Source organism: Lysinibacillus sp. Ag94, from assembly GCF_023242215.1.
Lineage (GTDB): Bacteria > Bacillota > Bacilli > Bacillales_A > Planococcaceae > Lysinibacillus.
Genome location: NZ_CP096780.1, coordinates 3314327 through 3326653 on the forward strand (window position 1 = coordinate 3314327; position 12327 = coordinate 3326653).

Consider the following 12327-nt stretch of genomic DNA (forward strand, 5'->3'; position numbering starts at 1 on the left):
TTTAAATACCTCCGTTAGCTCACAATTACACTTCTACTTTTTGACTCTCTAATTTTGTAACTTGCTGTTCTTTTTGAGCCTCTGCTTCAGCAGCCCGTAGTTCATTCTGCTTTGCCATGCGGTTGGCCATTGAAATGAACGGTAAATAAATACATACCGCGACTACAATTAAGACAATACTAAGGGCAGCTCCTTGCCAAGATTGAGTTGCTAAGAAACCATTAATAATCGGTGGCGTTGTCCATGGTGGTGACACCGTAGCTGCTGGCACAAAGCCCCACTTCGTTGCAAAGAAAGCAATGGTTACGTTCACCATTGGTGTCAAAATAAACGGTACGAATAATACTGGGTTTAACACAATTGGAAGACCGAAAAGTAATGGTTCATTAATATTAAAAAGACCTGGTGCTGCGGACAGCTTTCCGACGGTATTATATTGCTTATTCTTTCTAGCAAAAATGAAAATGGCGATAATAAGTGCTATTGTCGTACCGGAACCACCCATATTGATGAAGGCATCAAAGAATGGTTTATTGACGATGTATGGCGCTATTTCCCCAGATGAAATTGCTTCAACATTTTTTTCTATAGCTGGTAAATTGATCGTTTGCATAAACGGTTCGATTATGTTAGCACCATGAACACCTAATGTCCATAAAAACGTAGGAATAAATGCTAAAAGTAATGCCGCAACCCATGAATTCGTTAAGCCCATAAACGGCTCTTGAACGGCTGAGTAGAACGAGCCGACAATATCTGGAATATCAAAGCCTGCCGAAATAATTGTACGAACTAGAGCAAATAAACCAATTGTAATAATAGCAGGTAATAATGCGGCGAAAGATTTTGAAACAGCCGGTGGTACTCCATTCGGCATTTTAATTAGTAACTTAGGATTGCCAGTCAATTTACAAAATAATTCAGTTGACAGCAATGCAATAATAATGGCAATAAATATACCACCTGTACCTGTCGTTAACCCTGTTAATCCACCTTCACCAAAAGTACCGAACGTCAAATAAGTTGAAAAGCTGATCACACCGGCAGAAAGTCCATCCTTGTCGTAACTTTTTGCAAGATGGTAGGCAATCGTAAAAGCTAATAACAAAGAAATGATTCCAAATGTTGCTCCCCATACATTGCCGCCCCACTGTGTCCAAGTTTCATGCTTCCAGATGGCATCGAGCGCATTTTGATAGAACTTGATAGGTAAATTATTAACAAGAACGGCAAGTGACCCAACAATTGTCAATGGCATGATTGTAATAAATCCATCTCGAATGGCAACTAAGTGACGCTGATTTCCTATTCTAGCTGCGACTGGCACAAATTTTTCTTCTAAAAAACGGAACATTTCACACACTCCCTTTACGTTTTTATTGTGACATCAATGCTTGATGCTATTCCCCTTTGATTCGTTCATACAACTCTATCATTTCAGTTGCTAAATCACGAAACGTGATGGCATTCATTAAATGATCCTGTGCGTGAATTAACAACATTGACACTTCTACTTTTTCTCCCCTTGCTTCTTGTGACAGTAGAGCCGTCTGAGAATGATGCGCTTCAATCAATGCATCGTTAGCTACCTGTATTTTTTCCTTTGCTTCTTGAATCTGTCCATTTTTTGCTAGCTGGATAGCCTCCATACATTCACTTCTCGTATTACCACTATGCACAATCAGTCCCATAATGGATTCCATCAAAACTGCTTCTTCCATTGTCGTTGCCCCCTTAACCAATCAACTGTAACGCTTGATTTAAAACATTTTCGCCATTCATCATGCCGTAATCCGCCATATTAATGACATCAATCGGAAAATTCATTGCCTTGTATTTTTTTTCAAATGTTCCTTTTAAGTAACGTACTTGTGGACCTAGTAGCAGCACATCCACCGTCTTAGTAGCTAATACTTTGTCAACCTCACCTTCAGCAATCGCATAAATATCTGCCTCAATATTTTGTTCTTGTGCGGCTTTTTGCATCTTTGACACTAATAAACTAGTACTCATTCCCGCCACGCAAACTAGCATAATGTTTTTCATAAAAGCACTCCTTTTCATGATAAGATTGTCTTTTTAACTAACTTTATTTTTATGATTTTTTAACTATGAAATCGCTTTCTTAAGATGAGAATAGCATCAATTGGTATATACCACAATATACTTTTTACACCATTTACTCCCTTATGCAAAGACTTTAAAAATTGGGCTATAACTCTGTTACAGACTACAGAATGGATTCACCTAACTGGTATAGTCCAGAAAAAAGTTCAAAAAAATTTAATTTTTCAGAACCAACTACATTCATACCTACTTTATCAACCTATACACGACTTAAAAGTATTCATAGAATGCGGGTTTATTAGAGGGTAACGCTTGCTGCCAGCGATCAATAATGTCTTCAGCTAATTCTTCATTTGCATACAAGGCAGCATCCTTTACAGAAAGATAGCCCACCATCATCGCTGAAAAAAGATTAATTGGTAATGTTAACATATGCACTTTTTGACTAGAATTTGTCTCAATTATCGAGACATCTCCACTTTTATTTATTTTATATGCGTGCTCATTCCAGCTACAAAATATATCTTTAATTTGAATATATAATGGCTCCTGAATATCGCCCCACGGATAATGTTGCATGAACATCAAAGCATCTACTATTCTGACCATTACATCCTGAACGACTACCTTTTTAAACTGTGGTTCTTTAAAATAAAAGCCAAATTGATGGTTGTTTGAAGTAACTCCTTTAATGTTACTCACACTCGCTGCATGAGACGTTATAAAACGCCAAATCGCTTGTTCTGCTAGTAAATCCTCAGCTATAAAATCATGAATCTCAAACGTTCCATCTTGAATGATATAGCGAATATAACCTGCAATATTATCATCCTTAAAATATACCGCAAAATGACTATCAGGCATCCTTCTCTCTATCCTTTTCCACCAAGCATCATCTCGTAACATACTTCCATTATTGAACAACGCCTGTGCATTATGAAAATCTTTAATCGCCTGAAAAAGATCACGATCTGGCCATTCAAAGCTCATACGTTTTACTACGTCTAGCTGCTTTCCGAAAGAAGGAAACAGCATTTGCGGAATGGTGAAACATAGCTTTTCAAAAAATAACTCCCAGCCGAAGTAACGATAAAACGATACCGAAAATGGTGCTAACACAGATATGCTCTGCCCATTCTCTCGCATTTTCTTCAGGGCCTCTGTCATAAGCTTTTTGATAATACCTTGTTGCCGATACTCAGGATATGTTGCAACAAAACCAATTCCGCCCATCTTATAATTTTCACCATGAATTGTCATATTTAGTGGCAATATGAATAACTGTCCAACTACTTTATTTTCATCGTAAGCACCCAATGTTGTACTATGCTCAATCCAATAGTGAAAATCATCGCGCCGCGCACCCGTATACTTATTAGGAAAACAATAATCTCTTAATTGATGTATTTGTAAATAATCATTTGGCGGTATTATTTTTATTTCCATACGCTAGATCACCCCTTCTCCATACTGAATATTCGTGCAATTCAAGATAAACTTAATAGATTATTTTTGACATATTCCTCGACCTCTGAGGCAGTAGATAGTTGTAAAATGCGCTCATTATGTGGTGTTAGCTGCTGTTTAGAAAGCTTAGCGAGATGTGCACGAGTCTTTAATATAGAGGAAGCACTCATGGAAAACTCATTTAATCCAAATCCTAGTAAAATTGGTAACGCTATTTCATCTGCCGCCATTTCACCACACATACCTACCCATTTTCCATGATGCTGTGCTGCATCAATGACATTTTTTATCAGTCTTAAAACAGCAGGATGATACGGTTGATATAAATAAGAAACGTTTTCGTTCATGCGATCTGCTGCTAACGTATATTGGATTAAATCATTTGTACCGATTGAGAAAAAATCTACTTCCTTTGCAAATACATCTGCAATGATGGCTGCCGATGGAATTTCAATCATCATTCCTACTTCCAGCTTTTCAGATATAAGGTATCCATCACTCTTCAAACTTTGTTGTTCTTCAAGCAATATTGCCTTCGCCATTTTAAATTCGTCCAATGTAGCAATCATCGGAAACATAATTTTTAAATTGCCGTAAGCGCTTGCTTTTAATAATGCACGAATCTGTACGCGAAACATTTCTTGTTGCGTTAAACTAATTCGAATTGCTCGATAGCCAAGAAAAGGGTTCATCTCATCAGCAAGTTTTAAATACGGTAGATTTTTATCGCCGCCAATATCTAATGTTCGAACAATCGTTGGCTTGCCTTGCATTTTTTCAAGTACACTTTTATATGCTTGAAACTGCTCCTCCTCAGTTGGTAGCTCCTGACGTTCCATATATAAAAACTCTGTACGAAACAGGCCGATACCATCTCCGCAAGCATTGATGACCATATCCGCATCTTCAGGGTTTCCTATATTCCCTGCAATTTCTACTGAAAAACCATCTGCACTCAAACTTGGTAATGAACGATAGCGAAGAAGTTCTTCATTCTCCTCATTGTGTAAATGTTGTTGCTGCAAATAAAAGCTAGTTATTTCCGATGAAGCGTTGACAAAAATCTTGCCATTTGTCCCATCTAAAATAATGGGTGCTCCATGTTGAATACCTTCCGTGGCATTTTTCGTCCCAACTACCGCTGGAATCTCTAACGTTCGTGCGAGAATAGCAGAATGAGATGTTTTGCCACCAATATCCGTTATAAACCCTTTGACATACGTTGTATCTAGCATCGCAGTCATGGAAGGTGTTAAGTCTTTAGCAACGATAATAACATCAGAGGTTAAACGATTGATATCCACCATTTCAACCCCTAACAAATGGGTTAATACCCGTTTAGACACATCTCGAATATCTGCGACTCGCTCCTGCATATAAACATTATCAAGCCCTTCAAACATTGCAATGAACATATTCGATACTTCGTTTAATGCGAATTCGGCATTCACCCCAGATTGAATTTTCGCTTCAATAGATGAAAGCATTTCAGGATCCTCTAGCACTAATAGATGTGCCGCAAAAATAGCTGCCTTGTCAGCACCGAATTTCTCTTGCGCTATTTCATGGATTTCTTGTAGCTCCACTTTCGTTTTTACAATAGCTGCCTTAAATCTTTCTAGTTCAGCATGGACATCAGAAATCTTAACTTCTTCAAAAGTTAGATCTGGTTCCTTTAAACAATACGCATTTGCAAAGGCAATGCCTCGAGAAACAGCAATTCCTTGTATTTCTAACATTCCTCACCAATTCCTTTTGAAACCATTACTTCTGTTATTGTTTGAAATAGCTTCTCGACATCAGATCCCTCTGCTGAAATTTCTACAATGCTTCCAGGTGCTACCCCTTGCGCCATAACGCCCATAATTGATTTTAAATTGACCGATTTCTCTTTATACGTTAACTGAACGTCACACTCAAACGGTGTTACAGCCGTTACCAGTAATGCTGCTGGTCTAGCATGTAGTCCCTCTGGCGCAGTTATTTTAAACATTTTCTTCATCGATATCCCTCCGCATGTCATTTAAAGTTAATACGATGTTGATAACTGGTAATCATAGCCTCATTATGAGACAAATCAGCATCAACATTATTACTTTTAAAAACTGGTAATATTTTGTCAGACAAAGCCATACTCTCTATGATTTCACTAAATAATGCATTTAAAATAAATGAACCGATCACTGTAGAAGATGGTGCATACTGTATATCATGATGATGCAGCAACCCATCTCCTATTGGTATATGCGTATCGATAACTATATCTACTACATCCTCTAAGCGCTGTCCACTTTGATGACGGGTCGGCTGTTCGCAATAAGCAAGAGATTGCAGGGACATGACTAGTACTCCTGTTTCTTTCGCTAAAAAAGCCACATCTAACGGTGCTTGATTTCGTCCGGATGTTGAAATAACAATGCAAACATCATGTTCATGAAAATCAAAATGATCTTTATACCGTTCAATGATAGTCGGGTCCTTCTCGTTTTTAGATGATGTCATTGCTCCTGCATGTAAAGTTAAAGGTTCAATAATGATAGGACGTACAGGTACAAGTCCTCCCGCACGATAAAATGCGTCCTGTGCTAAAAGATGAGAATGGCCACAACCAAATAATTGGACAATTCCTCCGCATTGAAGCCTTTTGACAATTAATTGTGCTGCCTCTTTTATTTGGGCATATTCTTGCTCCCTCACGACCTGCATTAACTTTTGTATTTCTAAAAAATATGCATCCATTGGATCACCTTTTAATTTCACTAATGAATTTGTATCGATCAGCTCGATAAGTACTTCGCACAAGCTCGAACGGAACTCCATCAGATAAATAACTTGTACGTTTAATAATTAACACAGGAGCAGTATGATTAATTTGCAAAAATTTACTATCCTCTTTTGGAACAATAGCTGCCTCCATTTGCTGAATAGCATTTCCAATTTTTTGATGGAACTTTGCTTCGATTAACGCATACAATGACCCCATTATTTTCTTTTCATCTAATTCTGGATATACTTTCACAGGAATATACGTTCTTTCGATTGCCATTGGCTTGGAATCTGCACTACGAATTCGTACAACGAAGAACACCTCTTCGCCCGGCTCTAACATTAAATCTCTAGCAATATCAATTGGTGGTACGATTTTTTCAAAGCGTAGAACTTTACTGCTTGGTTCCATCCCTCTAGCCCGCATATCCTCTGTGAAACTTGTTAATCCTTTAAGTGGTTGTTCTAATTTTGGATTAGCGACATATGTACCTCTCCCTTTTTCACGATACAGCAATCCGCTATTCACTAAATTTGTGATTGATTGACGAACAGTCATTCTACTAACATCAAACTGCATAGAAAGCTCTCGCTCAGAAGGTATATTTTCACCGATTTTGTATTCTTCTAAATAAATACGTTGTTTAATGATTTCCTCTATTTGTATATAGATAGGTATATGAGAATTTTTATCTAACAAGTGTTGCACCATCCTTATCGCCTCTTTACTTTCATTTCTCAAATACAACTTTACCCCGACAAATAGTTTTTTGTACATTTAAATGTTCATCAAGTAATACAAAATCTGCATCATATCCTTCTGCAATATGACCTTTCGTTGCAAGCTGTAATTGCTTAGCAGCATTCGTAGAGGACATTGCGACAATTTCCTGCAATGAGCAATCGGTAACTGCTTTCATATTTTTAACTGCCTGCTCCATCGTTAGCACACTGCCCGCTAAAGCCCCATTAGATAAATGAGCCCCATCCTTAGAAACATGAACGGTTTGACCACCTAAATCATAATCACCATAATGTAAGCCTTTTGCCCGCATCGCATCTGTAATTAAAATGATACCATTCGCTCCTTTCATACGATACGCTAGCTTTACAGCCTGAGGATGGCTATGCACGAAATCAGCTATAATTTCAGTCTTCACCTGATCTTCTAATAGCACTGCACCAACGACACCCGGTTGGCGATGATGGAAAGGGCGCATTTGGTTATATAAATGCGTGGCCTGCCTTACTCCCAATGCTACTGCTTTATCCACTTCCTCAATTGATGCGTCAGAATGGCCAATGGAAGCAATAACATTTAAATCTTTTAACGATTCAATAAACGTAAAGCCTCCCTCTACCTCGGGCGCAATTGTAACTTGTTTAATACGTTGCTTACTTATTTTCTGCCAGCATGTAAATTGCTCAGCAGACGGTAATATAATGTATTCTATTGGCTGAGCTCCTGCCCGTTTTTTCGATACATATGGCCCCTCTACATGTATACCTAATAAGCTTGCCTCATCATCATTATTTTCAAATTGAGCAACGTTGGATAAAGCGCTTTCAATCGCTTCTATAGATTGCGTCATTGTAGTAGCAAGGAAGCCTGTAACACCTTCTTGTACTAAAGAACGTGCCATTTGATGTAATGCTATTTGTGTAGCGTCCATCACATCATGCCCAGCTGAGCCATGTATATGCATATCAATATAGCCAGGTAGTAGTATCCAATTTTTATCTTTGCCATCAATATAATGCTCAGCCTGGTCAGATAAGTTATTACTTATTTTAATAATTTTACCATTATCAATAAATAAATCGCCCTTAAACGGTGCTTCATCATGATTGACTATCGTAACATTGGAAATTAAAAGTGTATGCTTCAAATAATCACCCCCTAATCTTTTTTGAGGAGCCTGCTGAAGTTTCCAAGCTATTATTTAACTTGGTATAGTTGTCTATACCAATTATAGGACACTTTTACAAAAATAAAAAGTATTTTTTATATTTTCTAAATTTTTTAGATTTATCGCCATAACTTGGAGTTATTTTTCGTTCTGACTGGGTGCTTTTTTGATGTAGCTTCGCTTTCGCGCAGAGCAACGCTTCCTGGGGAGCGTTCGATGAGTACTACCAATATGTTGAAGACGATTGGCTATTCGTATGTTCTATAATCTCAGAACGAACCCATTTTTCCATTCATTATCATAAGGCACAATTTGCTCTTCATTCATTTTTAAGCCAACAATCATGGTCATTTCTCCTCTACCATTAACAAATTCGTTCTATTATTATATTCCTATGTTGAATAACCATTTTTTCGCACTAAAAAAGGAGCTAATTTTATGCTCCTCTTTGTAGTTATTTACTATGTATGACGAATCCCGATTGTGCCGTTATGCCAAGAAACATTCGTCTTGAACCCGCAATTCGCAGGGGGGTGCCCGCTTTGCAGCTTTAAACGTCCCGCTCCGCGTGGGGCTTGTTTGCGACTACAAAATGAAGGCTCCCGTTTCTAAAGTGTTCGGTCAAAACTATTAAGTAGAGCTAGCAATTAAACAAACACATCAGGATTCGTATTACAGTAATAATAGCACCCTTTATCTGATAATTCAATCTATTTTCTCAAAAAAAATCTCCATTCATGCGAAAACGCAAAAAATACCTAGATTCTCAACAAATTTTGCTAGAGAATCCAGGTATTTTGGAGTATTCATTATCTTTTAAATGTTTTTATTGCTAAATTTAGCTCATTTAATTGTTCTGAAGAAACTTCACTTGGTGCATTTGTTAATAAGCAGCTTGCACTTGCTGTTTTCGGGAATGCAATTGTGTCACGTAAGTTAGTGCGGCCAGCAAGTAGCATTACGAAGCGGTCAAGACCAAATGCTAAACCTCCATGTGGCGGTACACCATATTCAAATGCTTCTAATAAGTAGCCAAATTGAGCTCTTGCTTCTTCTTCTGTGAAACCAAGTAAATTGAACATTTTTTCTTGTAATTCACGTTCATAAATACGTAGTGAGCCTCCACCAAGCTCATAGCCGTTTAATACGATATCGTATGCTTGCGCGCGGACAGCTGCAGGATCAGTTTCCATTAATGGAATATCTTCATCAAATGGACGTGTGAATGGATGGTGCGCTGCATAATAGCGACCGTCCTCTTCAGAGTACTCTAATAATGGCCAATCTGTAATCCATAGGAATGCAAATTCTGATTCGTCGATTAAGCCTAAATCTTGACCTAATTTCGTACGAAGTGCACCTAAAGATGCTGCTACAACAGATGCTTTATCAGCAACGAATACTAAAATATCGCCCACTTCAGCTTTCATTCGTTCGATTAATGCAGTTGCTAAAGCTTCGTCAAAGAATTTTGCAATCGGTCCGTTTAAGCCTTCTTCCGTTACTTTTAACCAAGCCAGACCTTTTGCTCCGTAAATACCAACGAATTTTGTTAGCTCGTCCATGTCTTTACGAGAGTATTTGTCTGCCGCACCTTTAATGTTGATACTCTTTACTTGCTTGCCCTGTGCTACTGTATCAGCAAACACTTTGAAGTTACAGCCATCAAAAATATCATTTAAAGCAACTAGCTCTAAGCCGAAACGTACGTCAGGTTTATCTGAGCCATAACGATCCATAGCTTCTTGATATTTCATACGTTGGAATGGAGCAGGGATATCAATACCTTTTACTTCTTTCATAACTGCTTGGATTAAGCGTTCGTTCATTTCAATAATTTCTTCTTGCGTTAAAAAGCTTGTTTCAATATCAACTTGTGTAAACTCTGGTTGACGGTCAGCACGTAAGTCTTCATCACGGAAACAACGTGCGATTTGGAAGTATTTTTCGAAACCAGACACCATTAATAATTGCTTAAATAGCTGTGGTGATTGTGGTAGTGCATAAAATTCACCTTCATGAACACGTGATGGTACTAAATAGTCACGAGCTCCTTCTGGAGATGATTTTGTTAAAATTGGTGTCTCTACTTCTAAGAAGCCTTCGTTTTGTAAGAAGTTACGAATTGTACGAGTCACATCTGAACGCATTTTGAAAGTGTCAAACATCACAGGACGACGCAGGTCAAGATAACGATATTTTAAACGTAAATCTTCGGATACATCTGTGCGATCTTCGATTTGGAAAGGTGTTGTTTTTGCTGTATTAATAACGACTAATTTTGTTGCTTCTACTTCAATTTTGCCGTTTGGTACATTTGGGTTAATTTGATCTTCTGCGCGAAGAATAACTGTCCCTTCTACTTCAATTACGTACTCACTACGCACTTTATCGGCTAGAGCATGCGCTTCCGCAACATCAGGACTAAATACTACTTGAGTGATTCCAGTACGATCGCGTAAATCAATGAAAATTAAACCACCTAGGTCGCGACGACGTTGTACCCAACCTTTTAGTACGACTTTTTCGCCTTTTAATGCTTCTGAAAGTTCATTACTAGCATGTGTTCTTGTTGCCATTATTTAATTCCTCCAAAATTTATTTGGCTCATCATTACTTAGGGTTGATTTATCCACATGACATACGTTTTCATAAAATGTCATTCCCCATTTTCAAGTGATGAACCGTTTGTTTTACTTATGTAGCATACAGTTCCTACTAGGTAGTGAATGGATGCCAAGGAAAATGAGCGAGTTCATTAGATGAATTATCTGTCCAAATGATGAACAGATAATCCTGTATTGATTTATAAAACGATTTACGTTTTTCGCTTATGGTTTTAATAGGTAGTTCACTAACTCTGAGAACGCTACTTTTTGTTGTTCACCTGATTCCATATGTTTAACAGTAGCTACTTGCTCTTCAAGCTCCGTTTCGCCTAAAACAATCGTATATTTTGCACCTAAACGGTCTGCTGATTTCATTTGAGCTTTCATTTTGCGATCTAAATAATCCATTTCTGCGGAAATGCCCTTAGCGCGGAAGGTACTTGTTAATTCTACAGTTTTTAGCTTCGCTTCTTCGCCCATAGCGATCATATAGACATCAAGTCCTGATGCTGTATCTAATTCAACACCTTCAGCTTCAAGCGCAAGTAACAAACGCTCAATACTTAATGCGAAACCGATACCTGGTACTTCCGGTCCACCAATTTCTTGCACAAGGCCATTATAGCGACCCCCACCACAAAGTGTAGTAATGGCTCCAAAGCCAGAAGCCGTTGACATAATTTCAAAAGTCGTATGATTGTAATAATCAAGACCTCTTACAAGATTTGGATCGACCTCATACGAAATTCCCAATGTATCTAAATATGTTTTAACTTGAGCGAAATAAGCTGCTGACTCCTCTGTTAGGAAATCAGTTAATGCAGGTGCCGATTGCATTAATGGGTGCTCACGGTCTACCTTACAGTCTAAAATACGCAGTGGATTTTTTTGTAAACGATTTTGGCAGTCTGAACAAAACTCATGAATATGTGGTTCGAAGTGTTGTAACAGTGCTGTACGGTGTGTATTACGTGTTTCTTTGTCACCAAGAGAATTAATGACTAATTTTAAATCCTTTAAACCTGCTGATTCATAGACATCCATTGCTAGTGCAATAACTTCTGCATCAATCGCTGGGTCAGCTGAACCAATTGCTTCAACTCCAAATTGAACAAATTGACGGTAGCGCCCTGCTTGTTGACGTTCATAACGGAACATTGGTCCTAAATATGAAAGCTTTACTGGTTGATCAGGTGCACCAAACATTTTATGCTCAACATAAGCACGAACTACACCAGCTGTATTCTCCGGACGTAATGTTAACGAACGACCTCCACGATCTTCAAAAGTATACATTTCTTTTTGAACAACATCTGTTGTTTCGCCGACACCACGTGCAAATAAATCTGTTTGTTCAAAAATTGGTGTGCGAATTTCATTGTAGCGATAGACACGACAGATATCACGGATAACTGCTTCTATCTTTTGCCATTTTTCTGATTGACCAGGTAAAATATCTTGTGTCCCTCGTGGCACTTTAAAACTCATAGAAAAACCTCCTTTATAAA

Annotated in this window: 11 protein-coding genes and 1 other RNA gene; all 12 read right to left on the bottom strand. The window is 38.0% G+C overall.

Annotated elements, in window-relative coordinates; all coding sequences use genetic code 11:
- Nucleotides 1–25 precede the first annotated feature (25 nt).
- Entirely contained in the window at nucleotides 26–1354 is a 1329-nt protein-coding gene (locus MY533_RS15365) for a PTS sugar transporter subunit IIC (protein ID WP_248716654.1), read from the bottom strand.
- A gap of 46 nt (nucleotides 1355–1400) precedes the next feature.
- Nucleotides 1401–1721: a PTS lactose/cellobiose transporter subunit IIA gene (locus MY533_RS15370; protein ID WP_132356944.1), complete on the bottom strand. Its 321-nt coding sequence runs from the start codon at nucleotides 1719–1721 to the stop codon at nucleotides 1401–1403.
- A 13-nt stretch (nucleotides 1722–1734) separates the two neighbouring features.
- The gene (locus tag MY533_RS15375; protein ID WP_132356945.1) at nucleotides 1735–2046 is read right to left on the bottom strand and encodes a PTS sugar transporter subunit IIB; all 312 of its coding nucleotides are present in this window, start codon (nucleotides 2044–2046) and stop codon (nucleotides 1735–1737) included.
- Nucleotides 2047–2337: 291 nt separating this feature from the next.
- Entirely contained in the window at nucleotides 2338–3513 is a 1176-nt protein-coding gene (gene eis / locus MY533_RS15380; RefSeq protein WP_248716655.1) for a GNAT family N-acetyltransferase, read from the bottom strand.
- Nucleotides 3514–3554: 41 nt separating this feature from the next.
- On the bottom strand, nucleotides 3555–5273 hold the full coding sequence (gene ptsP / locus MY533_RS15385) for a phosphoenolpyruvate--protein phosphotransferase (protein WP_248716656.1): 1719 nt from the start codon (nucleotides 5271–5273) through the stop codon (nucleotides 3555–3557).
- Nucleotides 5267–5536, bottom strand: a complete 270-nt coding sequence (locus MY533_RS15390) for an HPr family phosphocarrier protein (protein WP_132356948.1) — start codon at nucleotides 5534–5536, stop codon at nucleotides 5267–5269. Before MY533_RS15390 ends, ptsP begins: the two co-directional genes overlap by 7 nt.
- 17 nt (nucleotides 5537–5553) lie before the next feature.
- Nucleotides 5554–6336, bottom strand: a complete 783-nt coding sequence (locus MY533_RS15395; RefSeq protein WP_371873267.1) for a sugar isomerase domain-containing protein — start codon at nucleotides 6334–6336, stop codon at nucleotides 5554–5556.
- Nucleotides 6278–7000, bottom strand: a complete 723-nt coding sequence (locus MY533_RS15400; protein WP_132356949.1) for a GntR family transcriptional regulator — start codon at nucleotides 6998–7000, stop codon at nucleotides 6278–6280. The genes MY533_RS15395 and MY533_RS15400 overlap by 59 nt, the downstream gene beginning before the upstream one ends.
- A 31-nt stretch (nucleotides 7001–7031) precedes the next feature.
- Nucleotides 7032–8189, bottom strand: a complete 1158-nt coding sequence (gene nagA / locus MY533_RS15405) for an N-acetylglucosamine-6-phosphate deacetylase (RefSeq protein ID WP_248716658.1) — start codon at nucleotides 8187–8189, stop codon at nucleotides 7032–7034.
- Between the two features lie 491 nt (nucleotides 8190–8680).
- Nucleotides 8681–8880: non-coding RNA, 6S RNA (gene ssrS, locus MY533_RS15410), on the bottom strand.
- 139 nt (nucleotides 8881–9019) lie between these two features.
- Nucleotides 9020–10789, bottom strand: coding sequence for an aspartate--tRNA ligase (aspS, locus tag MY533_RS15415; protein ID WP_132356951.1), 1770 nt, complete (start codon nucleotides 10787–10789; stop codon nucleotides 9020–9022).
- A 252-nt stretch (nucleotides 10790–11041) separates the two neighbouring features.
- Nucleotides 11042–12307 carry a histidine--tRNA ligase gene (gene hisS, locus MY533_RS15420; RefSeq protein WP_248716659.1) on the bottom strand — a complete coding sequence of 422 codons (1266 nt, stop codon included), beginning with the start codon at nucleotides 12305–12307 and terminating at the stop codon, nucleotides 11042–11044.
- Between the last annotated feature and the right edge of the window lie 20 nt (nucleotides 12308–12327).

Bases quoted from the DNA above. Each gene is read 5' to 3' on its own strand.
- eis (WP_248716655.1), bottom strand. From the start codon at position 3,513: ATGGAAATAAAAATAATACCGCCAAATGATTATTTACAAATACATCAA.
- MY533_RS15375 (WP_132356945.1), bottom strand. From the start codon at position 2,046: ATGAAAAACATTATGCTAGTTTGCGTGGCGGGAATGAGTACTAGTTTA.
- ptsP (WP_248716656.1), bottom strand. From the start codon at position 5,273: ATGTTAGAAATACAAGGAATTGCTGTTTCTCGAGGCATTGCCTTTGCA.
- MY533_RS15390 (WP_132356948.1), bottom strand. From the start codon at position 5,536: ATGAAGAAAATGTTTAAAATAACTGCGCCAGAGGGACTACATGCTAGA.
- MY533_RS15370 (WP_132356944.1), bottom strand. From the start codon at position 1,721: ATGGAAGAAGCAGTTTTGATGGAATCCATTATGGGACTGATTGTGCAT.
- hisS (WP_248716659.1), bottom strand. From the start codon at position 12,307: ATGAGTTTTAAAGTGCCACGAGGGACACAAGATATTTTACCTGGTCAA.
- aspS (WP_132356951.1), bottom strand. From the start codon at position 10,789: ATGGCAACAAGAACACATGCTAGTAATGAACTTTCAGAAGCATTAAAA.
- MY533_RS15365 (WP_248716654.1), bottom strand. From the start codon at position 1,354: ATGTTCCGTTTTTTAGAAGAAAAATTTGTGCCAGTCGCAGCTAGAATA.